The 23,534-nt window shown below is 59.7% G+C and carries 22 protein-coding genes; 17 read left to right on the forward strand and 5 right to left on the reverse strand.

The window, feature by feature from the left end:
* Positions 1-6: 6 nt before the first annotated feature.
* The 8 genes from gmd (at position 7) to AC07W7_RS10770 (ending at position 9,051) form a co-directional block, all read left to right on the forward strand.
* Complete coding sequence (gene gmd, locus AC07W7_RS10735) at positions 7-1,125, forward strand: GDP-mannose 4,6-dehydratase (protein ID WP_271044236.1); 1,119 nt, start codon at positions 7-9, stop codon at positions 1,123-1,125.
* A gap of 3 nt (positions 1,126-1,128) precedes the next feature.
* Positions 1,129-2,103, forward strand: coding sequence for a GDP-L-fucose synthase (gene fcl, locus AC07W7_RS10740; protein WP_495039288.1), 975 nt, complete (start codon positions 1,129-1,131; stop codon positions 2,101-2,103).
* Between the two features lie 242 nt (positions 2,104-2,345).
* Positions 2,346-3,761, forward strand: coding sequence for a mannose-1-phosphate guanylyltransferase/mannose-6-phosphate isomerase (locus tag AC07W7_RS10745; protein ID WP_495039289.1), 1,416 nt, complete (start codon positions 2,346-2,348; stop codon positions 3,759-3,761).
* A gap of 4 nt (positions 3,762-3,765) precedes the next feature.
* On the forward strand, positions 3,766-4,515 hold the full coding sequence (locus AC07W7_RS10750) for a glycosyltransferase family 2 protein (protein WP_495039290.1): 750 nt from the start codon (positions 3,766-3,768) through the stop codon (positions 4,513-4,515).
* The gene (locus AC07W7_RS10755; RefSeq protein WP_495039291.1) at positions 4,512-5,483 is read left to right on the forward strand and encodes an NAD-dependent epimerase/dehydratase family protein; all 972 of its coding nucleotides are present in this window, start codon (positions 4,512-4,514) and stop codon (positions 5,481-5,483) included. The genes AC07W7_RS10750 and AC07W7_RS10755 overlap by 4 nt, the downstream gene beginning before the upstream one ends.
* A gap of 16 nt (positions 5,484-5,499) precedes the next feature.
* Positions 5,500-6,528: an MraY family glycosyltransferase gene (locus AC07W7_RS10760; protein WP_495039292.1), complete on the forward strand. Its 1,029-nt coding sequence runs from the start codon at positions 5,500-5,502 to the stop codon at positions 6,526-6,528.
* 85 nt (positions 6,529-6,613) lie between these two features.
* Positions 6,614-8,608 (forward strand): polysaccharide biosynthesis protein, encoded by a 1,995-nt coding sequence (locus tag AC07W7_RS10765; protein WP_495039293.1) that lies wholly within the window; start codon positions 6,614-6,616, stop codon positions 8,606-8,608.
* Between the two features lie 107 nt (positions 8,609-8,715).
* A complete protein-coding gene (locus tag AC07W7_RS10770) occupies positions 8,716-9,051 on the forward strand; it encodes a ComEA family DNA-binding protein (RefSeq protein ID WP_170042796.1) in 336 nt (111 codons plus the stop codon).
* A 17-nt stretch (positions 9,052-9,068) separates the two neighbouring features.
* On the opposite strand, the gene AC07W7_RS10775 is transcribed toward AC07W7_RS10770, so the two are convergent.
* The 3 genes from AC07W7_RS10775 to eat form a co-directional block, all read right to left on the reverse strand.
* On the reverse strand, positions 9,069-9,659 hold the full coding sequence (locus AC07W7_RS10775; protein ID WP_099169105.1) for a TetR/AcrR family transcriptional regulator: 591 nt from the start codon (positions 9,657-9,659) through the stop codon (positions 9,069-9,071).
* 134 nt (positions 9,660-9,793) lie between these two features.
* On the reverse strand, positions 9,794-9,961 hold the full coding sequence (locus AC07W7_RS10780) for a DUF2897 family protein (RefSeq protein ID WP_003172675.1): 168 nt from the start codon (positions 9,959-9,961) through the stop codon (positions 9,794-9,796).
* A 111-nt stretch (positions 9,962-10,072) separates the two neighbouring features.
* On the reverse strand, positions 10,073-11,437 hold the full coding sequence (gene eat / locus AC07W7_RS10785) for an ethanolamine permease (RefSeq protein WP_495039294.1): 1,365 nt from the start codon (positions 11,435-11,437) through the stop codon (positions 10,073-10,075).
* Between the two features lie 400 nt (positions 11,438-11,837).
* Between eat and kdpF the strand changes: the two genes are divergently transcribed.
* Genes kdpF through AC07W7_RS10815 form a run of 6 tightly spaced genes read left to right on the forward strand, consistent with a single transcriptional unit; the run spans position 11,838 to position 19,749 of the window.
* Entirely contained in the window at positions 11,838-11,927 is a 90-nt protein-coding gene (kdpF, locus tag AC07W7_RS10790; protein ID WP_032863112.1) for a K(+)-transporting ATPase subunit F, read from the forward strand.
* Between the two features lie 8 nt (positions 11,928-11,935).
* Positions 11,936-13,630, forward strand: a complete 1,695-nt coding sequence (kdpA, locus tag AC07W7_RS10795; RefSeq protein ID WP_495039295.1) for a potassium-transporting ATPase subunit KdpA — start codon at positions 11,936-11,938, stop codon at positions 13,628-13,630.
* A 5-nt stretch (positions 13,631-13,635) separates the two neighbouring features.
* Positions 13,636-15,699, forward strand: a complete 2,064-nt coding sequence (gene kdpB / locus AC07W7_RS10800) for a potassium-transporting ATPase subunit KdpB (RefSeq protein WP_495039296.1) — start codon at positions 13,636-13,638, stop codon at positions 15,697-15,699.
* 55 nt (positions 15,700-15,754) lie between these two features.
* Complete coding sequence (kdpC, locus tag AC07W7_RS10805) at positions 15,755-16,300, forward strand: potassium-transporting ATPase subunit KdpC (RefSeq protein WP_099169492.1); 546 nt, start codon at positions 15,755-15,757, stop codon at positions 16,298-16,300.
* 52 nt (positions 16,301-16,352) lie between these two features.
* Complete coding sequence (locus tag AC07W7_RS10810; protein WP_495039297.1) at positions 16,353-19,004, forward strand: DUF4118 domain-containing protein; 2,652 nt, start codon at positions 16,353-16,355, stop codon at positions 19,002-19,004.
* 49 nt (positions 19,005-19,053) lie between these two features.
* Complete coding sequence (locus AC07W7_RS10815) at positions 19,054-19,749, forward strand: response regulator (RefSeq protein WP_495039298.1); 696 nt, start codon at positions 19,054-19,056, stop codon at positions 19,747-19,749.
* Positions 19,750-19,873: 124 nt separating this feature from the next.
* On the opposite strand, the gene AC07W7_RS10820 is transcribed toward AC07W7_RS10815, so the two are convergent.
* Positions 19,874-20,911, reverse strand: coding sequence for a patatin-like phospholipase family protein (locus AC07W7_RS10820; protein WP_099169495.1), 1,038 nt, complete (start codon positions 20,909-20,911; stop codon positions 19,874-19,876).
* Between the two features lie 216 nt (positions 20,912-21,127).
* Here AC07W7_RS10820 and AC07W7_RS10825 point away from each other — a divergent pair, with 216 nt between their 5' ends.
* The 3 genes from AC07W7_RS10825 to AC07W7_RS10835 all read left to right on the forward strand — a co-directional run bounded on the left by AC07W7_RS10825 (position 21,128) and on the right by AC07W7_RS10835 (position 23,163).
* On the forward strand, positions 21,128-21,406 hold the full coding sequence (locus AC07W7_RS10825; RefSeq protein WP_065942600.1) for a hypothetical protein: 279 nt from the start codon (positions 21,128-21,130) through the stop codon (positions 21,404-21,406).
* Positions 21,407-21,501: 95 nt separating this feature from the next.
* Positions 21,502-22,263, forward strand: a complete 762-nt coding sequence (locus AC07W7_RS10830) for a CHAD domain-containing protein (RefSeq protein WP_495039299.1) — start codon at positions 21,502-21,504, stop codon at positions 22,261-22,263.
* Between the two features lie 102 nt (positions 22,264-22,365).
* On the forward strand, positions 22,366-23,163 hold the full coding sequence (locus AC07W7_RS10835) for an acyl-CoA thioesterase (RefSeq protein WP_495039300.1): 798 nt from the start codon (positions 22,366-22,368) through the stop codon (positions 23,161-23,163).
* Positions 23,164-23,170: 7 nt separating this feature from the next.
* Here the strand turns inward: AC07W7_RS10835 and AC07W7_RS10840 are convergent, their stop codons facing one another.
* On the reverse strand, positions 23,171-23,533 hold the full coding sequence (locus AC07W7_RS10840) for an Mpo1-like protein (RefSeq protein WP_169865639.1): 363 nt from the start codon (positions 23,531-23,533) through the stop codon (positions 23,171-23,173).
* Position 23,534: the final 1 nt, after the last annotated feature.

The raw sequence follows: 23,534 nt of genomic DNA on the forward strand, positions 1-23,534 counted from the left end.
AACAGTATGAAAAAGGCACTTATCACCGGGATTACTGGCCAAGATGGCTCGTACCTCGCAGAATTTCTTCTGGAAAAAGGCTACGAAGTCCACGGCATCAAGCGTCGTGCTTCGTCCTTCAACACCCAGCGCGTGGACCATATTTACCAGGATCCACACGTCGACAACCAGAAGTTCGTCCTGCACTACGGCGACCTGACCGACTCGTCCAACCTCACGCGCATCATCCAGGAAGTGCAGCCGGACGAGGTCTACAACCTCGGTGCACAGTCCCACGTTGCCGTAAGCTTCGAGTCGCCTGAGTACACGGCTGACGTCGATGCCATGGGTACCTTGCGTATTCTGGAAGCCATTCGTTTGCTGGGTCTCGAGAAAAAGACCAAGTTCTATCAAGCATCTACCTCCGAGTTGTACGGCCTGGTGCAGGAAATTCCGCAGAAAGAAACCACGCCTTTCTATCCGCGCTCGCCGTATGCCGTTGCAAAAATGTATGCCTACTGGATCACGGTCAACTACCGTGAGGCCTACGGCATGTATGCCTGCAACGGTATTCTGTTCAACCACGAATCCCCACGTCGTGGCGAAACCTTCGTGACCCGCAAGATCACTCGCGCCCTGGCCAATATTTCCCAAGGCCTGGAGAAGTGCGTATTCCTTGGCAACATGGACGCGCTGCGTGACTGGGGTCATGCCAAAGACTACGTGCGCATGCAGTGGATGATGCTGCAACAGGACGAGCCTGAAGACTTCGTGATCGCCACCGGGGTTCAGTATTCGGTGCGTGAGTTCGTGCGTTGGTCCGCAGCTGAGCTGGGTATCAACCTGCGTTTTGAAGGCACTGGCGTTGATGAAGTGGCAGTCGTCGAGTCCATCGAAGGTGATAAGGCGCCTGCTCTGAACGTGGGTGATGTGGTCGTGCGTGTTGATCCGCGTTATTTCCGTCCTGCCGAAGTGGAAACCTTGCTGGGCGACCCAACCAAAGCCAAGACCAAGTTGGGCTGGACGCCGGAAATTACCGTACAGGAAATGTGCGCCGAGATGGTTCGCGAAGACCTGAAAGTAGCGCAGCGTCATGCCTTGCTTAAGCAGCACGGTCATGAGATTCCTGTAGCAACGGAGAACTGATCGGTGGCGCGCAATCTTAATGAAGCAGTGTTGGTCGTAGGGCACCGCGGTATGGTCGGCTCGGCCATTGTGCGGCGCCTGTCCGGGCAGGGTTATCAGAACATCCTGACCCTGGGCCGTGAGGACGTCGACCTGCTGGACCAGAAAGCGGTGCGAGCGTATTTCGACACTCATCAGGTCAGTCAGGTGTACCTGGCTGCCGCGCGGGTGGGTGGGATTCACGCCAATAACACTTACCCTGCCGACTTCATCTACGACAACCTGATGATCCAGGCGAACGTGATTGAAGCAGCTCATCGTGCGGGCGTACAAAAGCTGCTGTTCTTGGGTTCTTCATGCATTTATCCGAAGCTCGCCGAGCAGCCGATGAAGGAAGAGGCTCTGTTGACCGGTACGCTCGAGTCGACGAACGAGCCCTACGCGATTGCCAAGATTGCGGGCATCAAGTTGTGCGAGAGCTACAACCGTCAACATGGCCGTGACTATCGAAGTGTGATGCCGACCAACCTGTATGGTCCTCACGACAACTACCATCCGGATAACAGTCACGTTATCCCGGCGTTGCTGCGTCGTTTCCATGATGCGGTAGAGCAGTCTGTTGAAGAAGTCGCCATCTGGGGTAGCGGCAAGCCAATGCGTGAGTTCCTGCACGTTGACGATATGGCTGCTGCCAGCGTCCATGTGATGGAGCTCGATGGTGAGGTGTACAAAGCCAACACGCAGCCTATGCTTTCGCATATCAATGTGGGAACAGGGATCGACTGCACGATCCGTGAGCTTGCTGAAACCATCGCCAAGGTCACCGGATTCAAAGGCACCTTGAGCTTTGATGCGAGCAAGCCGGATGGCACGGCGCGTAAGCTGATGGACGTATCGAGACTCGAGTCCATGGGATGGAAAGCGAGTATCGAACTCGAAGACGGCTTGCGGGATGCCTATCAATGGTTTGTCGCTAACCGCCTGGATGCTCGAAGCTGAACGGTTTGCGGGCGGTGAGGTCTTAACGGGCAGCACCGCTCCTCGTTTTATATTCATACAGCGCCAGACGAAGTTCTTTTCGCACGACGTGTGGCAGGTTCTACCTCTGTGGGCCTCTTTATTGAGCAGCAGACAACCTGACACGAAGTGTATGATGAGCAACTTCGGGTCGCTCACCCATGTGTCATAACACCCGCGCGCATCCAGCCGCGTTGATTTAGTAAGAATCAAAGGATGATTGAATGTTTCTTCCAGTAATCATGGCGGGTGGCTCCGGCACTCGCTTATGGCCTTTGTCTCGTCAACTGAACCCCAAGCAGTTCCTGCCTCTGGTGGATCCCGACTTGACCATGCTCCAGGCGACGATCCAACGTCTTGATGGCCTTGAGCACGCAACACCACGATTGATTTGTAACGAAAATCATCGTTTTCTCGCTGCTGAGCAACTGCGGCAACTGGGCCTGGAAGAGGCCAATATCATCCTGGAACCGGTAGGTCGTAATACGGCGCCGGCCATTGCCCTGGCTGCCTTGCAGGCCCTGTCCGAGCAGACCGATCCGATCATGCTGGTATTGGCCGCTGACCATCTGATTCAGGATGTAAATGCGTTCCACCAGAGTATTGCCAAAGCCTTGGTGCTTGCCGAGTCGGGCAAGCTGGTGACCTTTGCTATCACGCCAACTCATCCTGAAACGGGCTACGGCTACCTGCAGATGGGCGCGCCCGCAGGCGAGGGTGGTTTTGAAGTCAGCCGTTTTGTCGAAAAACCCGACTTGGCTACCGCACAAGACTATCTTGCTCAAGGCAGTTACTTCTGGAATAGCGGCATGTTCATGTTCCGTGCCAGCCGTTACATCGAGGAGCTGGAACACTTCCAGCCAACAATCGTTTCGGTGTGCCGTGAAGCGTTGGCCAAGGGCGCGCAGGATATGCACTTTACCCGGGTCGACAGCGCTATTTTTTCCAGCAGCCCCGATGATTCGATTGACTACGCGGTGATGGAGAAGACTTCCGACGCGGTGATGGTGCCGTTGAATGCAGGCTGGAGTGATATCGGTTCCTGGTCGGCTATCTGGGATTCGGGCGAGAAGAACGAACAAGGCAACCTATTCAAGGGCGATGTTCTGTCCGAAAACACCTCAGGCAGTTATGTACACGCAACACACCGCCTGGTGACCACCGTTGGTGTGGAAAACCTGATTATCGTGGAAACCAAGGATGCGGTGCTGGTCGCGCATAAGGACCATGTACAGGACGTGAAGAAGATCGTTGACCAGCTCAAGAGCTGTAAGCGCCACGAGCACACCAACCATCGCGAAGTCTACCGGCCGTGGGGTGTCTACGACTCCATCGATAACGGCGAGCGTTATCAGGTCAAGCGTATTACCGTCAAACCCGGCGAGAAGCTTTCGGTACAGATGCATCACCATCGTGCCGAACACTGGATCGTCGTGAGCGGTACAGCGCGTGTGACCAATGGTGAAAAAACCTACCTGGTGACCGAAAACCAGTCGACCTATATCCCGATTGGCCAGATCCACGCCCTGGAAAACCCGGGAATGATTCCCTTGGAACTGATCGAAGTTCAGTCGGGGTCTTATCTGGGGGAGGACGATATCGTTCGTTTTGAAGATATCTACGGTCGTGTAAAGGGTTGATATTTTGAAGATTTCGATTGTCACCGTTTGCTACAACAGCGCCTCGACTATTCGCGATACGCTGGAGTCTGTCTTGTCGCAGACGTATGAAAATATTGAATACATAGTTGTAGACGGTGCCTCCAAGGATTCTACGCTCGAGATTATTTCGGACTATGAAGGGCGTATATCGACTGTCTTGAGCGAGCCTGACAAAGGCATTTACGACGCCATGAACAAGGGTATCAAGCTGGCAACAGGTGATTATGTTGGTATTCTGAATTCGGATGACGTGTTTTCCAGCACGTCGACAATTCAGGAGTTGGTGACGTTTTTGCAGATGAACCCGGATTGTGATGCGTCTTACGCAAATCTGGTATTTGTACAGCGTGACAACACCGAAGCGGTTACGCGAAAATACTCGTCTGCCGGTTTTTCGCCATGGAAAATCCGTTTTGGATTCATGCTGCCTCATCCGACTTTCTATGCCCGTCGAAGTCTGTTTGAACAGCACGGCTACTATAAGTTGGGTTATCGCGTATCGGCAGATTTTGAACTGATGGCGCGTTTTATCACCTACGGCATCAAGCTCGCCAGGCATGATGCGAATATGGTCAAAATGCGCCAGGGAGGCATCAGTACGACCGGTTTCTGGTGGAAGATTCACCAAAATATGGAAATCGTCCGGGCCTGTAGGGAAAATGGTATCTATACCAATATCTTTATGATTGCCATGAAGATACCGTTCAAAATCGCCAGTTATTTTTTTAAATGAGCCTGATAAACAAGGTTCTGCTAACGGGTAGCACCGGATTTGTCGGCTCAGCGCTTTTTGAGCAGTTGTCTTCGCGCGCCAGGCATTCGATCGCTATAGCCAGTCGCTCCGAACTCCCGGCTTTTGAGGGCCAGTACCCAGTGTTCGCGTTGGGTGATTTTGGCCCGCAGACGTTATGGCATGATGCGTTGATTGATGTTGACTGTGTGATCCATACCGCAGGGCGTGCCCACGTTCTGCAGCAAGAGGCTGATGCGTTGGAACTGTTCAGGGAGGCCAATACTCGGGCTACCCTCAACCTTGCCACGCAGGCCGCCGCCGCCGGGGTGAAGCGGTTCGTGTTTATCAGCTCCATTGGCGTAAACGGCGCGTCTACCGGTGATATGCCGTTCTGTGAAAGCTCCGTTCCCGCTCCCCATGCAGACTATGCGGTCTCTAAGCTCGAGGCTGAAGTCGGATTATTGCAACTGGCGGAGTCGACGGATATGGAGGTCGTTATCATCCGGCCCCCCTTGGTCTACGCTGCTCATGCCCCCGGTAACTTTCGGCGCTTGTTGAAACTCGTCGGCACGGGGCTGCCTTTGCCATTCGGGCGGGTAGAGAACAGGCGCAGCATGGTTGCCCTTGAGAACCTGGTGGATCTGATCATTGTGTGTATTGATCATCCGGCGGCGGCTAACCAGGTGTTTCTTGCATCGGACGGTGAAGATCTTTCCACTTCGCAAATGATCAAGTTTCTGGCCAAAGGGATGGGGCGCCGAGCCATATTGCTTCCAGTCCCTGTCGCGCTGTTAAGAGCGCTGGCAAAGCTTGCAGGCAAGCAGGGGATTTATACCCAACTCTGCGGATCCTTGCAGATTGACTCTTCCAAGGCTAGCCAACTGCTTGGATGGACGCCGCCTGTTTCGCCTGAAAAAGCGATGGTGTCGGCGGGTAAGAAGTTTATTGATGGACACGTCGATTCATAAAGCGTCTGGAGCTTGAATGATGGTTTGGATTTTTCTGGTTGCCGCTGGCGGTCTTTCTTTGTTGTTGACTTCATACCTGCGTCGTTACGCGTTATCTAAAAGCCTCATGGACATTCCTAATGCCCGTAGCTCCCATACTGTCCCTACGCCCCGGGGCGGCGGTGTTGCCATTGTCTTGAGTTTCCTTCTTTTGCTGTTGTTCCTGCCGGTGGTCTCACTGTTGCCGTGGAGTTCCGCCTGGGCATTGATGGGGGCTGGTGCGGGTATTGCTGTACTGGGCTTTCTGGATGATCACGGGCATATCGCGGCGCGCTGGCGGTTGCTGGGGCATTTTGCGGGGGCAATCTGGGCGCTTTTCTGGCTAGGCGGAATGCCGCCGATAGCGCTGTTTGGTATGTCTCTGGACATGGGCTGGGTGGGGCTTGTCCTGGCAGCCTTGTATTTGGTCTGGATGCTCAATCTGTACAACTTCATGGATGGTATCGACGGCCTCGCCAGTGTGGAGGCTATCTGTGTCTGCCTTAGCGCCTCGTTGATCTACGTACTGGCCGGTTTTAGCGTGTTGGCCTGGGCTCCGCTTTTGCTGTCCTTTACGGTTGCCGGGTTCCTGTATTGGAATTTCCCACCAGCCAAGATCTTTATGGGCGACGCGGGTAGTGGCTTTTTGGGTATCACACTCGGTATCTTTTCATTGCAGGCCGCCTGGGCTTCTCCGTCACTGCTGTGGGTTTGGCTGATTCTGATGGGGGTGTTTATAGTTGATGCAACCTTCACCCTTATTCGGCGTCTGGTGCGTGGAGATAAGGTATATGAAGCCCACCGCAGCCACGCCTATCAATACGCGTCACGCCAGTTTGGTCGTCACTTGCCCGTCACACTGGCCGTCGGGCTGGTGAATGTCGGTTGGTTGCTACCAATTGCCCTTTGTGTTGCGCTGCTGGGGTTGGATGGTGCTTTAGGTGTAATAGTGGCCTATGTTCCATTAATGATTTTGGCCTGGAAGTTTCAGGCTGGCGCTGTTGAAAAGGTAGTAGGTGCACAGTAGTTTGTTGAAGGTTGAAACTAGGCGACACCTTCAATGATCCTGGTAGTTGAATTTTTTGTAATGTTGCACCCGTTCGGAGGTTTTTATGGAGATGTTGCGGACCTATTTGTTGGGTTTGCCTCGCCGATACAAAAGATCCATCCAGGTATTGACCGATGTTTTTCTGGTCTGGATCGCTCTCTGGGCGGCGTTTGTGGTGCGCCTTGGCATCGACGAAATGATCAACCCCGTCAGAATGCACTTCTGGCTGTTTATCGCAGCACCTGTTGTTGCCATTCCGTTGTTCATCCGCTTTGGCATGTATCGCGCCGTGATGCGCTACTTTGGCAACGATGCGCTGATCGCCATTATCAAGGCCGTCAGCCTTTCATCGTTGGTACTCGCGGTGGTGGTGTATTGGTATAGCAACCACCAGAACGTGGTGCCTCGCTCAATCATCTTCAACTACTGGTGGTTGAGCATGATCATGATTGGCGGGTTGCGCCTGGCGATGCGTCAGTACTTTCTTGGCGATTGGTTCACCGCCGCGCAGCATGTTCCGTTCACCAGTCGTGACAATGGCCTGACCAAAGTAGCCATTTATGGCGCAGGGGCTGCTGGCAACCAATTGGTTGCGGCGTTGCGCATGGGCCGGGTAATGCGCCCGGTGGCATTTATTGACGATGACACGAGCATTTCCGATCGTATTATCTCGGGCCTTCAAGTCTACAAGCCCAAACATATCCAGCGCATGATTGATGCAACGGGGGCAGAGGAAATTCTCTTGGCGATCCCTTCTTCCAATCGTGGTCGCCGTCGTGAAATCCTCGGCTTCCTGGAAGGCTATCCGCTGCACGTAAGAAGTGTCCCTGGATTCATGGATCTGGCCAGTGGTCGAGTCAAGGTCGATGATATCCAGGAGGTCGACATCGCGGATCTGTTGGGACGCGATACTGTTCCCGCCCAAGGCGAGTTGCTGGAGCATTGCATCAAGGGGCAGAGTGTCTTGGTGACGGGGGCAGGTGGCTCCATTGGTTCTGAGCTGTGCCGGCAGATCCTGTCTCTGCGCCCCACGACTCTGCTGTTGTTTGAACACAGTGAATTCAACCTTTACAGTATTCTCTCGGAACTTGAGCAACGGATCGTTCGCGAGTCACTGCCAGTCAAGCTACTACCTATCCTGGGCTCGGTGCGTAATCAGTCCAAGCTGCTGGATGTGATGAAAACCTGGCATGTAGATACGGTCTACCATGCCGCCGCCTACAAACATGTCCCGATGGTCGAGCACAATATTGCTGAAGGTGTGTTGAACAATGTGATCGGCACCCTGAATACAGCCCAGGCTGCGCTGCAGTCAGGGGTGGCCAACTTTGTGCTGATCTCCACGGACAAGGCTGTGCGGCCCACCAATGTCATGGGCAGTACCAAGCGTTTGGCCGAGCTGACATTGCAAGCCCTGAGTCGGGAATTGGCGCCGGTGTTGTTTGGTGACAAATCCAATATCTCGCGAGTCAATAAAACCCGTTTCACCATGGTTCGTTTCGGTAATGTTCTGGGTTCTTCTGGGTCGGTGATTCCGCTGTTTCACAAGCAAATCAAGTCCGGCGGGCCCCTGACCGTGACTCACCCGAAAATCACGCGCTATTTCATGACTATCCCTGAAGCTGCGCAGTTGGTCATTCAGGCCGGCTCCATGGGGCAGGGTGGTGATGTATTTGTGCTGGATATGGGCGAGCCGGTGAAAATCGTCGAACTGGCTGAGAAAATGATCCACTTGTCGGGCCTTAGCGTACGCTCAGACAAAAATCCCCATGGTGATATTGCCATTGAGTTTTCCGGCCTGCGCCCTGGAGAGAAGCTCTACGAGGAGTTGCTTATCGGTGACAATGTTGTCGCGACCCAGCACCCGATGATCATGAGCGCCAACGAAGATCACCTGCCATGGGATGTACTGAAGGACAAGTTGACTCAATTGCTCGCCGCAGTGGATGCGGACGATTACAACCGCGTCCGCCAACTCCTGCGCGATACTGTCAGCGGCTATGCCCCGGACGGTGAGATCGTCGACTGGATCTACCAGCAACGTCGTCTGGAACCCTGATTCACACCCTGTAACTCACCCATCTTTGACTATCCCCGCCCATCACCTAAGTTTGAAAAGCAGCTTCGCAAAGCTGCTTTTCCCACTGATGTCATGGAGCGTCTCCAATGCGTAGATCGGTTTTTTCCTCCCTGTTTTTTGCCATCCTCACCAGCCTTTCCATCACGGCCATCGCCGCCCCATCGTCCAAACCCGAGGCGCCTGTACCGCTCGCGGCCCAGTTGAGTGCAAGCGAACAAGCAACCCCCAAGGTCAACCTCAACGCTGCCGACGCTGAAACCCTGCGCCGTGATCTGTTCGGCATTGGCGCCGCCAAGGCCAAGGCGATCATCGCTTATCGCGAGTCCAATGGATCGTTCACGGCGGTGGATGAGTTGCTGGAGGTGAAGGGGATTGGCAAGTCGCTGCTGGAGAAGAATCGCGACAGGCTGGAGGTCAAGTAATCAGGGCAGGAGGCCGGTCATTGACCGGCCTTTTTTGCGTTGGCAGTGGCGGTATTGACCTCGGTTTTCAGGCTTTGCCGCACGACGTCGAGTATGCGTGCCGCCAGCTCCGGGTTTTCGACACTGCGCGCTAGCACCAATGCGCCTACCAGTGTCGACATCATCACCAGGCTCTGCTCGTCAGCATTGGGGCTGCCCAAGGCGGTTTCGATTTGCTTGAGGCGGGCGTCGAGGACGGTGTCGGTGGTGGGGCTTTGTTGCCCACGTTGCCCCAGTTCCGAGGACATGGTGGGCAGCGGGCAGCCTTGGTCGGGGGAGGTGTGATGCCACTTTGACAAGTAGCTGTCGATAAAGGCTTCCAGCGGTCGCTCCTGGCTGAAGAGCATCGCGCAATGCGCGTCCAGTTCGGCGGAGGCCGCTTGCAGGGCCTTTTCCACCAGTTCGTCCTTGGATTTGAAGTGGGCGTAGAACCCGCCATGGGTCAGGTTCAGGGCTTTCATCAGGGGCTGCAGACCGGTGGCGCCGATGCCGTCGCGGCGAAATCGCACCGATGCCTCTTTAATGATGCGCTGGTGGGTTTGAGCTTTGTGATTGTGCGAGTAGCGCATAAGAGGGCCCTCTGAAACATCGCGCCATATTAACCAAGGTTCGGGGAGGTTTCTCGGGCCGATTACAAATTTGCTCAAATCTGGATCGGTTCGCCTGGCGTGCTGCCGATGACGGTCAGCACGGGGCGTTGGCTTCAGCGATCCTGCGCATCCTTGGCGTCGGCCTGAGCATTGCGCTCGGCCACGCGTTTGCGTTGTTCGTCGGTCAGTTCCACTTTGTTGGCGCTGTCACGCAGCATCATCAAGCCACCAACGATCGAACCGATGGCGACTACCATGATCAACCAGGCATACCAGGGCATAGGGCTCTCCTTGAGGCCGACTGCCATGGGGAACATTCCCCACGGCACTATCAGCTTTGAGTGACGGCGTTCGTCAGTCGTTCCATTGTAGGCCCGTTCTGCCGCGCGGGTTTAGAGCCCGGTCAACATTGCATCTGCCGGTGCATCGGCGCGGTCTTGGGCGGTCAGTTGGAAGTAGATGAAGCCTGCGGCCATGAACCCGAGGAAGATCAGGCCGATCAGGGGGTTGAACCACGCCATGGCCACCAGGCACACCAGCGCCAGGATCAACGCAATGGCTGGCACGATGGGGTAGCCCGGCGCGCGGAAGGTGCGTTCCAGCAGTGGTTCGCTCTTACGCAGCTTGAACAGGCTGAGCATGCTCATGATGTACATGACGATGGCGCCGAACACGGCCATGGTGATCATCGCGGCGGTCAGGGTCATGCCGCCAAGGTTGATTAGGCCATCGCTGTAGATGGCGGCGATGCCCACCACGCCGCCGGCGATGATGGCCCGATGGGGTGTCTGGAAGCGGGACAGTTTGGCCAGGGAGGAGGGCAGGTAGCCGGCTCGGGCCAGGGCGAAGAACTGGCGCGAGTAGCCAAGGATGATACCGTGGAAGCTGGCGACCAGGCCGAACAAGCCGATCCACACCAGCATATGCAGCCAGCCGGAGCTTTCGCCCACCACGGTTTTCATTGCCTGGGGCAAGGGGTCGTTGATGTTCGACAGGGTGCGCCAGTCGCCCACGCCGCCAGCAAAGAACATCACGCCCATGGCCAAAAATACCAGGGTCAGGATGCCGCTGATATAGGCCTTGGGAATCGTGCGTTTGGGGTCCTTGGCTTCTTCGGCGGCCATGGCGGCGCCTTCGATGGCGAGGAAGAACCAGATGGCGAAAGGGATCGCCGCAAAGATCCCGGCAACCGCCGGCGCGCCAAAGGTGTCGGCGCCTGCCCAGCCGTTGAGGGCGAAGTTGCTGAAACTAAACGCCGGTGCCACCACGCCCATAAAGACCAGCAACTCGGCCACGGCCAGCACACACACCACTAATTCAAAGGTCGCGGCCAATTTCACTCCCAGAATATTCAAGCCCATGAACACGAAGTAAGCTCCGACCGCCGCGTGTTTCGGGTCGAGTGCCGGGAATTGCACATTCAGGTACGCGCCAATGGCCAAAGCGATGGCTGGGGGCGCGAAGACGAATTCGATCAAGGTCGCCAGCCCGGCAACCAACCCACCTTTCTCGCCGAACGCCCGGCGGCTGTAGGCAAACGGCCCGCCTGCATGGGGAATCGCGGTGGTCAGTTCGGTGAAGCTGAAGATGAAGCAGGTGTACATGGCGGCGACCATCAATGACGTCACCAAAAAGCCCAGTGTCCCGGCCACGCCCCAGCCATAGCTCCAGCCAAAGTACTCGCCGGAGATCACCAGCCCCACGGCGATGCCCCACAGGTGCAAGGTGCCCAAGGTGGGCTTGAGTTGTGTGTTCATTGTGCTGCTCCCTGAACGGTTTGGAATGTTTCAGGGCATTGCAGCGGCCATGCCAGCCTGGAAAAGGGCGTCGTAAAGGGCTGGAACTGTCGTCTGGGAGATAGTTTGTTGTTTGAGATTGTTATTTCGTGCACCAGGGTAGGGCGGTGGTGAATAGGCTGATGCTATCGCGGGCAAGCCCGGCTCCCACATTTGGCCGCATTCCAAAGAATGTACCCGGTCAACTGTGGGAGCCGGGCTTGCCCGCGATAGCGGTCTCAACAGCCGCACAAACCTCACGCCCAAGCCACTCTTTACGCCATCTTTACGCCCCCATCCCCCCCTCGCCCTCGTTCCTTTACGCCCCTCCTGCGGACAATGCCCCCATACGCGGCAGTCGCCGTTTGACGGAGAAACTTCCATGAGTGTTCTGGACGGGGTGTCACTGCTACTGGCCGTGGCGCTGTTCATTTATCTGCTGGTTGCGCTGTTGCGCGCGGACCGGGGCTAGGAGCGGCTATGCACAGTTATGACTATTGGCTGATCATCGCCTTCTTCGCCGTGGTGCTGGTTCCGGCGCCATTTCTGGGGCGGTTCTACTACAAGGTGATGGAAGGGCAGCGCACCTGGCTGACGCCGGTGCTCGGGCCGGTGGAGCGCGTGTGTTATCGCGTGGCCGGGGTCGATGCGCAACAAGAGCACAGTTGGCAGAAGTACACGTTGGCCCTGCTGGCCTTCAACCTCGCCGGTTTTTTACTACTCTTTGCGATCCTGCTCTTCCAGGACTACTTGCCGCTCAACCCGCAGCAATTGCCGGGTCAGGAGTGGACGCAGGCGTTCAACACCGCGGTCAGTTTCATGACCAACACCAACTGGCAGTCCTACAGCGGTGAAGCAACCCTCAGCTACCTGAGCCAGATGGTGGGCCTGACCGTGCAGAACTTTGTCAGTGCCGCCACCGGCCTGGCGGTACTTGTCGCCCTTTGCCGTGGGATTGGTCGCAAGTCTGCCAGCACCCTGGGCAATTTCTGGGTGGATATGACCCGCGCCACCCTCTATGGCTTGCTGCCATTGTGCCTGGTGCTGGCGTTGTTGCTGGTTTGGCAGGGCGTGCCGCAAACCTTTGCTCACTACGTCAGTGCGCTGACGATGCAGGGCGTCGATCAGGTGATCCCACTCGGCCCGGCCGCCAGCCAGATTGCGATCAAGCAACTGGGCACCAATGGCGGGGGCTTCTTCGGCGTGAACTCGGCGCACCCATTTGAAGACCCGAGCGCCTGGGCCAACCTGTTTGAAGTGGCGGCGATCATCATGATTCCGGTGGCATTGGTGTTCACCTTTGGCCACTACGTCAAGGACCTGCGCCAGAGCCGGGCGATTCTCGGCTGCATGCTCGCGCTGTTCCTGATTGGCGGCTCGGTGTCGCTGTGGTCCGAATACCAGCCCAACCCGACCCTGGACAACCCGGCCGTCGAGCAGACTGCACCGCTGGAAGGCAAGGAAACACGCTTTGGCACCACCGGTACGGTGTTGTGGTCGGTGACCACCACGGCGGCGTCCAACGGCTCGGTCAATGGCATGCAGGACAGCCTCAACCCCCTGAGCGGGATGGTGGCGCTGGTCAATATGATGGTCGGCGAAGTGATCTTCGGCGGCGTCGGTGCCGGTATGTACGGGATGTTGCTTAACGTGCTGATCGCGGTTTTCCTCGCCGGCCTGATGATCGGCCGTACCCCGGAATACCTGGGCAAGAAACTCCAGGCCCGGGAAGTGCAACTGCTGGTGGTGACCCTGCTGGTGATGCCCGTAGGCGTGCTGGTGCTGGGCGCGATTGCCGCCAGCGTGCCGGCCACTGCCGCAACCATCAGCAACCCCGGCCCCCACGGCTTCAGCCAGTTGCTCTACGCCTACACCTCGGCCAGTGCCAACAACGGTTCGGCCTTTGGTGGCCTGGGCGCCAATACCCCGTTTCACAACCTGATGCTGGGCCTGGGCATGTTGATCGGGCGTTTCGGCTACATCCTCCCGGTCCTGGCCCTGGCCGGCAGCCTGGCGATGAAGAAAAGCGCACCGATTGGCCAGAACAGTTTCCCGACCCACGGCCCGTTGTTCGTGACGTTGCTGACCGTGACCATTTTGCTGGTGGGCGGCCTGACGTTCCTGCCGACGCTGGCACTGGGCCCTATCGCTGAACACCTGAGCATGGGCTTCTAAGGGGTATGAACATGAATATGCCTGTAAACAATACCGCTGCGGTCAAAACCCAGGAGTCGGCCAAGACTGCGATCTCGGCCCTGTGGCGTCCGGCGCTGATCCAGGCCTTCGTCAAGCTGGACCCGCGCCAGTTGAAGCGTTCGCCGGTGATGCTGGTGGTCGAGCTGACCGCGATCCTTACCACCGTGCTGTGCCTGGTGCCGGACAGCAGCGTGCCGACCTTTGTCGCGGTGCAGATTGCCGTGTGGCTGTGGTTCACCGTGCTGTTCGCCAACTTTGCCGAAGCCTTGGCCGAGGGCCGTGGCAAGGCCCGCGCCGATAGCCTCAAGGCCGGCAGCGAGGGCCTGAGCGCGCGGCGCCAGGAGGCCGATGGCAGCTTCAAGGTGGTGCCCGCCACCAGCCTGCGCAAAGGCGATGTGGTGCGGGTTGCGGCCGGGGAAATGATCCCTGGAGACGGCGAAGTCATCAAGGGTATTGCGGCGGTCAATGAAGCGGCGATTACCGGTGAATCCGCACCAGTGATCCGCGAATCCGGCGGCGACCGCTCGGCCGTCACCGGCAATACCCGGCTGGTCTCGGACTGGCTGGTGATCCGCATCACCGCCAACCCCGGTGAGTCGACCCTGGACCGCATGATCGCCCTGGTGGAAGGCGCCAAACGCCAGAAAACCCCCAACGAAGTGGCGTTGGATATCCTGCTGATCGGCCTGACCCTGATCTTTCTGCTGGTGGTCGTGACCTTGCAGCCCTTCGCCCATTTCGCCAACGGCAGCCTACCCCTGGTGTTTTTGGTGGCGCTGCTGGTCACGCTGATTCCCACCACCATTGGTGGCCTGTTATCGGCCATCGGCATTGCCGGCATGGACCGCCTGGTACGCCTCAATGTGATCGCCAAGTCCGGGCGCTCCGTGGAAGCGGCGGGGGATGTGCATGTGCTGTTGCTGGACAAGACCGGCACCATCACCTTCGGTAACCGGCGCTGTGCAGGCATTTATGCCGCGCCTGGGGTCAACGGCAAGGAATTGGCCGAAGGCGCGCTGCTGGCCTCCCTGGCCGACGAGACGGCAGAGGGCAAATCCATCGTCGAATACCTGCGTGCCCTGCATCCGTACACCGAGCCGCCCGTGCAAGAGCTGACCGGCGTGCCGTTCAGTGCCGAAACGCGCCTGTCCGGTGTGGACTATCAAGGTCGCGTCTACCGTAAAGGCGCGGTCGATTCGCTGCTGGCGTTTATCGGTCTGCAACGCCAGGACCTGTTGCCGGCGCTGTCCCGGGAAATCGACAAGATCGCCCAGAGCGGCGGCACCCCGTTGCTGGTGTGTGCCGACGGTAAATTGCTCGGCGCGATCCACCTCAAGGACGTGGTCAAGCCCGGCATTCGCGAGCGTTTTGCCGAGCTGCGCAAGCTGGGGATCCGCACGGTGATGGTGACCGGCGACAACCCCTTGACCGCCGCCGCCATCGCCGCCGAAGCCGGCGTGGATGATGTGCTGGCGGAAGCCACCCCGGAGAAGAAACTGGCGCGCATCCGCCACGAGCAGAATGACGGGCGCCTGGTGGCCATGTGTGGCGACGGCGCCAACGACGCCCCGGCCCTGGCCCAGGCGGATGTGGGCATGGCCATGAATGACGGCACCCAGGCGGCGCGCGAGGCGGCAAACATGGTCGACCTCGACAGCGACCCGACCAAGCTGCTGGATGTGGTGCAAGTGGGCAAGGAGTTGCTGGTGACCCGGGGGGCGCTGACCACCTTTTCGATTGCCAACGACGTGGCCAAGTACTTTGCCATCCTGCCGGCGCTGTTCGCCTCGATCTACCCGCAACTGGGTGTGCTTAACGTGATGCACCTGAACAGCCCGCAGAGCGCGATTCTGTCGGCGATTGTGTTCAACGCGTTGATCATCGTGGTGCTCATCCCCCTGGCCCTGCGCGGTGTGCGGGTGCAGGCGGCGAGTGCGGCGGCGTTGCTGCGGCGCAACCTGTTGATCTATGGCGTGGGCGGGCTTTTGGTGCCGTTCGCCGGGATCAAGGCGATCGACATGCTGCTGACCGCGCTGCACCTGGTCTGACCCAATCCTGTAGGAGCCGGCTCCTACAGGTCACGAATCAATTGAGGAAGATGAAATGTCCAGCATGATCCGTCCGGCCTTGAGCCTGTTGGTATTGATGACCCTGATCACGGGCGTGGCCTATCCGTTGGTAGTGACCGGTGTCGCCCAGGTGGCCTTTCCCGACCAGGCCAATGGCAGCCTGGTGCGTGACGACCAAGGCAAGGTGCGCGGTTCCAGCCTGATTGCCCAGGAATTTACCGGTGAACGCTGGTTCCACTCGCGACCATCCGCCGGTGCGTTTGCCACCGTGTCCAGCAGTGCCAGCAACCTCGGCCCGAGCAACCCGGCGCTGGCCACGCGAGTGTTTGACGACGCCGCTAAAATCCAGGGCCCCGGCCAGGGCCCGGTGCCCCTGGCGTTGCTGACGACCTCTGGCAGCGGTCTTGATCCACACTTGCCACCGCAGGCAATTGCCTATCAACTGGCGCGGGTGGCAGCAGCGCGTCAGCTGCCGGTGTCGACCCTGGAGCGCTTGCTGGACGAGCATATCGAGCAGCCGTTGGTGGGGCCGCCGGTGGTGAATGTATTGGCGCTGAACATGGCGCTGGAAAAGTTGTAGAGCGATGGCGCCAACCTGTTCCCAACATCCCTAACTGAAAGAAGACTGCCCCATGAGTGACTCCGGCCGCGCCGATGCCCTGCTAGCCGACCTACCCAAGCACGGCCGTGGCCGGCTTAAAGTATTCCTCGGTGCCGCCCCTGGCGTGGGCAAGACCTACGCCATGCTCCAGGCCGCCCATACCCAGCTGCGCCAGGGCGTCAAAGTGATAGCCGGGGTGGTCGAGACCCATGGCCGCGCCGAGACCGAGGCTTTGCTCAGTGGCTTGCCCCAGCAGCCGCTGCTGCGCTCGGACTACCGTGGGGTGATGCTCGAAGAGATGGACCTCGACGGCTTGCTCGCCATCAAGCCCAAGCTGGTGCTGGTGGACGAACTGGCCCACAGCAACGCCCCGGGCAGTCGCCATGAAAAGCGCTGGCAGGATATTCAGGAACTGCTTTCCGCCGGCATCAACGTGTTCACCACGGTCAACGTCCAGCACCTGGAAAGCCTCAACGACCAGGTGCGCGGCATCACTGGGGTACAGGTGCGCGAAACCCTGCCGGACTGGGTGTTGCAGGAGGCCGATGAATTACTGTTGATCGACCTGCCGTCCCGCGAGCTGCTGGAGCGCTTGCGCGACGGCAAGGTCTACGTGCCGGAACAGGCGCGCGCGGCCATCGATGCATTCTTTACCCAGACCAACCTCATGGCCCTGCGCGAACTGGCAATGCAGACTGCCGCCGCGCACGTCGATGACGATCTGGCCCAGGGCTACCGGCAACTGGGCCAGGCCGCGCCGACGGTGCGCGGGCGTCTATTGGTGGGGGTCGATGGCGATGCCGAAGCCGAACGCCTGGTGCGCCACGCCAGCCGTGTGGCCCAGCGCCGGCATTTGCCCTGGAGCCTGGTGCATGTGGACAACGGCCGGGTGCGCGACGAGCAGTCGCGGCTGCGCCTGCAAAACGCCCAGCAACTGGCCGAGCGCCTGGGGGGGGAAGTGGTGTTGCTGCGGGCCGGCGAGGTGGCCAAGACCCTGATCCAGCACGCGGCCGAACGCCGTGCCAGCCTGGTGCTGGTGGGGCAGTCGCGCCCGCGCTGGTGGCGCAGGCTATTGGGCGGCGGCTTGGCGGCGCGCTTGTTGCGCAATGCCCGGGGCCTGGAAATCAACGTCCTCGACAGCGATGGAGCACCGGCCGCCCCGCGGTTGCCCGATGTGCGTGGCCTGGTGTGGTTCGACTACGCCCTGGCGCTGCTGGCGACCGTGCTGGCCAGTGCCTTGGCGTGGGGGGTGTCGAGCCTGCTGCCGCTGCCCAACATCTCCCTGGTGTTCCTCGCAGCGGTGCTGCTGGTGGCGGTGCGCAGCAGCCTGGGTCCGGCATTGGCCTGCGCGGCGCTGTCGTTCCTGACCTATGACTTTTTGTTTATCCCGCCGAATTTCTCGTTTGCCATCCAACGTGAAGAGGACGTGCTGACGCTGCTGTTCTTCCTGCTGATGGCGGCACTGACCGGTAACCTGGCCGCTCGCCAGCGCCGGCAATTGCAGGCCCTGCGCGATACCCAGGAAGAAACCAGTGAACTGCTCGACCTGTCGCGCAAACTCACCGCCGCCACCGACCGCCAGGCGGTGATCAGCGCGGCGGCCCACCATCTGGAGGGCTGGAGCGACTTGCAGCTGTGCCTGGTCAACCGCGACGGGCCCAGTGACTGGAAGGTCGAGACTGGCGGGCCGATCACCTTTACCGAGGCCGAACGCGCCGCCGCCGACTGGGCCTGGCAGCACGACCAGCCGGCGGGCATGGGCACTGGCACCTTGCCGTTTGGGCGGTGGTGGTGGTGGCCGTTGTCTGCCGAAAATGGTCCGCTGGGCCTGCTCGGCGTGAGCCCCAAGGCCGGCCTGGAACTCAGTGGCCAACGCCGACGCCTGCTCACGGCCTTGAGCCAGCCGTTGGCCCAGGCACTGGCCCGTGCCCAGCTGGCGCAGCACCTGGAGGCGGCCCGTTTGCACGGCGAGACCGAACAACTGCGCAGTGCCTTGCTGGCCTCGGTGTCCCATGACTTGCGCACGCCGTTGACCTCCATGCGCGGCAGCATCGACAGCCTGCTGGCCCTGGGCGAAGCCATTCCCCTGGAAGATCGCCGCGAGCTGCTGGAAGGCACCCGTGACGAAGCTGAGCGCCTGGACCGTTATATCCAGAACCTGCTGGACATGACCCGCCTGGGCCATGGCGCATTAAAGCTGGCACGGGACTGGGTGTCGCCCGGCGATATCGTCGGCAGTTCCCTCGGCCGTCTGCGTGCGGTGCTGGCGCCGTTGCAGGTGAGCACCGAAGTGCCGCCCGAGTTGCCGCTGCTGTATGTGCATGCGGCTTTGATCGAGCAGGCGTTGGTCAATGTGCTGGAAAACGCTGCGCGTTTCTCGCCGCCCCATGGCCGCTTGCAACTGCGCGCCGGTGTGATGGGCAAGGATTTGTTTTTCTCGGTCAGCGACGAAGGCCCGGGGATTCCCGAGGAGGAGCGGGCGAAGATTTTCGATATGTTCTACACCGCCGCACGCGGCGACCGTGGCGGGCAGGGCACCGGGCTGGGCCTGGCCATCTGCCAGGGCATGGTCGGTGCCCATGGCGGGCATATCGGCGTGGCCGAGGGTATTGACGGGCGGGGCACGAGCATCACGTTGTTCCTGCCGTTGCAGACGCAGCCGAGCCTGGACAGTGAAGCGTGAGACCCGCTGCGCTACTCTTATCTTTTTTCAGCGATTGTGATGGAACACCATGAGCCAGACTGCGACGATTTTGGTCATCGATGACGAGCCGCAGATCCGCAAGTTCTTGCGTATCAGCCTGGCCTCCCAGGGCTACAAGGTCATCGAGGCCGGGACCGGCGCCGAAGGCCTGGCCCAGGCGGCCGTGAGCAAGCCGGACCTGCTGGTGCTGGACCTGGGCCTGCCGGACATGGACGGCCAACAGGTACTGCGCGAGTTGCGCGAATGGTCGAGCGCCCCGGTGCTGGTGCTGTCGGTACGTGCCAGCGAAGGGCAGAAGGTCCAGGCGCTGGACGGTGGGGCCAATGACTACGTGACCAAGCCGTTTGGCATCCAAGAGTTTCTCGCCCGGGTCCGCGCCCTACTGCGCCAGGCGCCCACCGGTGAGGCCCAGCAAGCCGCGCTGAACTTTGGCCCGCTGATGATCGACCTGGCTTATCGGCGGGTGCTGCTGGACGGTATCGACGTGGCCCTGACCCGCAAGGAGTACGCGGTGCTGGCGCAACTGGCGCGCCACCCTGGCCGGGTGATTACCCAGCAGCAGCTGCTCAAGGATATCTGGGGCCCGACCCATACCGAAGACAGCCACTACCTGCGGATTGTGGTGGGGCACTTGCGCCAGAAACTGGCGGATGACCCGACCCAGCCGCGCTTTATCGTGACCGAGGCGGGGGTGGGGTATCGGTTGTTGGGGGCTGAGGGTTGAGAGGTTGTGGTGGCTGTACCGGCCCTATCGCGGACAAGCCCGCTCCCACCTTTTGAATGTATTCACAAATCTAAATGTGGGAGCGGGCTTGCCCGCGATAGGGCCATAAGCCTCGCCGCAGATCTCAACTCTGCTCACTCTCATACCGATCCAACGTATCACTGGCAATCTCCCGCCCCAGCGCGATCAACTCAGGCGCCTTGTAGAACTCAAAGAACCGGCACACCCGCTTGGGCACGTTGATCAGCACATCCGGTGGGTAGCCGGCGATCTTGTATTGGGCCAACGACGTTTGCATCACCTCGAAACTCTGGTTGATCAGGTCCAGCAGCGAGGCCGGGCCCACGTTATCGATGATGAACGAACCGGTCGCGGACCTGGGCGCGCCAGCCGTTTCCGGGGCTGCGGCCGGTTGCTGGGATTCTGGTTCGGCGCCTTCGAGCCAGGGGTTGATATCGGCGGCCTGGGCCTGCAGCGCTTCCTGTTCCAGCAACAATAATTGCTCGGCCTGCTTGCGCCGAAACGGCAGGTGCGAGCCCAGTGAACGCACCAGGTTGTCGAAGCGGCTCTTGAACGCGGGGGGGCGCTGGATCACCGGCAACTTGTAATGTTTCTGGTTGGTGGCGTTGAGGTTGACCGCAATGATCAGGTCGCAATGGCTCGACACCACCGGCACGATCGGCAGCGGGTTGAGCAGGCCGCCGTCCACCAGCATGCGATTGCCTTGCATCACCGGGGTGAACAGGCTGGGGATCGCCGCCGAGGCGCGCATGGCCTGGTGCAGGCAGCCTTCCTGGAACCAGATTTCCTGCTGGTTGGTCAGGTCGGTGGCCACGGCGGTGTAGGGGATGCGCAGGTCTTCGATATTGATCTCGCCGACGATCTTGCGGATCTGCCCGAAGACTTTTTCGCCGCGTATCGCGCCCAGGCGAAAGCTCACATCCACCAGGCGCAGCACATCCAGATAGTCCAGGCTTTCGATCCAGTTCCGGTAGTCCTTAAGCTTGCCCGCCGCATAGATCCCACCCACCACCGCGCCCATGGAGCAGCCAGCGATGCAGGCGATGTCATAGCCGCGTTTTTCGATTTCTTCAATCACCCCGATATGGGCATAACCCCTTGCTCCGCCGGAGCCCAGGACCAATGCAACACGTTTTTTCATGATCGAATCCTTCGCAAAACAGCTGTCCACAATGCACCCAACCGGGGGGCTGCTTCAATCCTAACGGACCCGAGTGATTATTTTCGTAAGCCGAGCTATTTGCTCGGGTATGCTTTGGCTATCGGCGCTGGGCATTTCAGGCTGTGTGATAAGGCACTTTTCGATGTAGGTAACGTCTACATCCCACGACTGTTTTCTTTTCTTGAGGTGTCATTGATGAAAGCCTGGATGTGTTTGCCTGTGATCGTGCTGGCCCTGGCCGGTTGTGCTGGTAAAACGGCTTATCGCGATAGCTGCGGCAGTCAGTTGGATTCTGCCTGGCGTGAGTTGGACTTGGCCAAGGCCGAAGGTTTTGCCGGCACGGTCAGCTATTCCAAGGCTTTGTCGTTGCTGACGGGGGCCAAGACCCAGCAGCAATTTGAAGCGTTCGAGGGCTGTGCCAGTAAAGCCGAAAAAGCCCGTTTCTATATTCGTGAGTCGCGCGCCGGGCGTTGATCCGAGTCAGCGCAACACGCTGTTGGAGTGGTTAAGGTGGTTCCAGACGCCTGTTTTGCGCAGGCGTATGGACGTTGTTTAACAGGGGAAGCAGCATGTCGGCGTTGGTGGATCAGTTAGTCGCCCAGGTCATCGGCCTGGAAGTCGCAGTGTTGAGTTGCCAGGCGCGTCTGGCGGCGGTGACCGATGACGAGGCGCTGCACGACCTGCGCACCACCGTACGGCGCCTGCGCAGCCTGCTGCGGCCCTTGCGCGGGCTGCCCGGCGTCGAGCAACTGGAAGCGGCTGCCAGTGCGGTCGGCCAATTGACCACACCGCTGCGCGACCGCGAGGTGCTGGCGGCGTATCTGCAGCAGCACGGCTATCACGCCGCGGCGGCGCGGCGTCTGCGCCTGCAGCCGCAGACCTATCAACAGGTGGCGCAAAGCCCTGAGTTGGCGCAACTGCTGCGCGTCATGGCCGCCTTTCCACGATTTATCCGCGCGTCCCAGCAGCAAAAGTTGCTCAAGGGCCTGCGCACCCGCATTGAAAAGCGCCTGGCCAAGCAATGGCAGGCACTTGAGGTGGCGTTGCACGATCCCGACCATGACCGCCATCGCCTGCGCTTGTTGATCAAGCGCGTGCGCTACGCGGCCGAGGCCTATCCGCAGCTGGGCCAGGTGCCAGCCAAGGCCTTGTCCCGGCTCAAGGCTGCCCAGGGCGCGCTGGGGGATTGGCATGACTGTTGGCAATGGTTGGCGCAAGCCCAGCATCAGGCGGACTTGCAGCCCTGTGTCGCGGTCTGGCATCGCACCATGGCCCAGGCCGAAGGCAAGGCGGACCGGGTACTCGACAAGCTGGCGGCGGAGTGTTTCTGAGGCTGCGGCTTATCTGTCTGGGTATTTGGCCGGAATAAGCGCTGTGCCGTGCTGGCCCGCTGGTTAAGATCGCACGATCGGTTTTCTTGATGTGAGGTCGCCATGCGCTTTTGTGATTTGCTCGACGCTGCCCGAAACAACCCATTGGACGTGTCTGTCCCGGCTGAATGGGCCCAGGGCCGCGCCACGTTTGGCGGCCTGGTCGCCGCCCTGCAATACGAAGCGTTGCGCGCTCAGGTGCCGGCTGAGCGCCCATTGCGTTCGTTGGCTGTCACGTTTGTCGGGCCAGTGGCGCCGGACGTATCGGCCAGCTATCACGTTGAAGTGCTGCGCGAAGGCAAGGCGGTCAGCCAGTTGCTGGGGCGGGTGGTGCAAGGTGGCGAAGTGATGACCTTGGCACAGGCCAGCTTCGGTGCTTCGCGGCCCTCGGAGATCGACGTGCCGGCACTGCCCGCGCCCACCTTCAAGCATTGGGACGAGTGCCAGGAGCTGCCCTATATCAAAGGTGTGACCCCTGAGTTCATGCGCCACCTGGCGATGCGCTGGAGCGTTGGTGGCTTGCCGTTCACCGGCAACAAATCCCGGGAGATGGGCGGCTGGGTGCGCTTGCGGGGGGATGTAAAGGAAGAACCCTTGACCGAAGCCCATATCCTCGCGCTGGTGGATGCCTGGCCACCGGCCTTGCTCCCGCACCTGAAGAGGCCGGCACCGGGCAGCACCCTGACCTGGACCATCGAATTCATCCAGCCCCTGGCGCAATTGACGACCCTGGATTGGTGCCAGTACCACGTAGAGATCGAACATGCCCGCGACGGCTATGGCCATGCCGCTGCGATGTTGTGGGGGCCAGACGGTCAGTTGATCGCCATCAGCCGCCAGACCGTGGTGGTCTTCGCCTGAACCCGCCTCAGTGGCGGTGGCGCTGACGCCAGGCCTGCCACCAGCCACCACTGAGGACAAAGCGCGGGAAGGTCACGAACTGCTCGACCACCAGGCGCTGCACCGCATCCTGGCGATCGCTGAACGGCTCGCTGGCCTGGGCTTCCAGGCTATGGCCATGACGTTGCAGCGCCAGGCCGGCCACCACGCCGACGACACCGATGGCGAAACTGGCCAGGCTCAGGCTGAACACGCCGGACACGATCAGCAGAAACCCGACGATGAACAGCGGCACGGCAATCAGGTGCAATACCAGGTTGGTCGGGTGCTGATGGTTCTGCGGGTAGGCGCGCCATTGCCAGGCCGGGAGATTGGGGTGACGTTTGCCCATG

This window comes from Pseudomonas sp. GW821-FHT01D09, assembly GCF_059422465.1.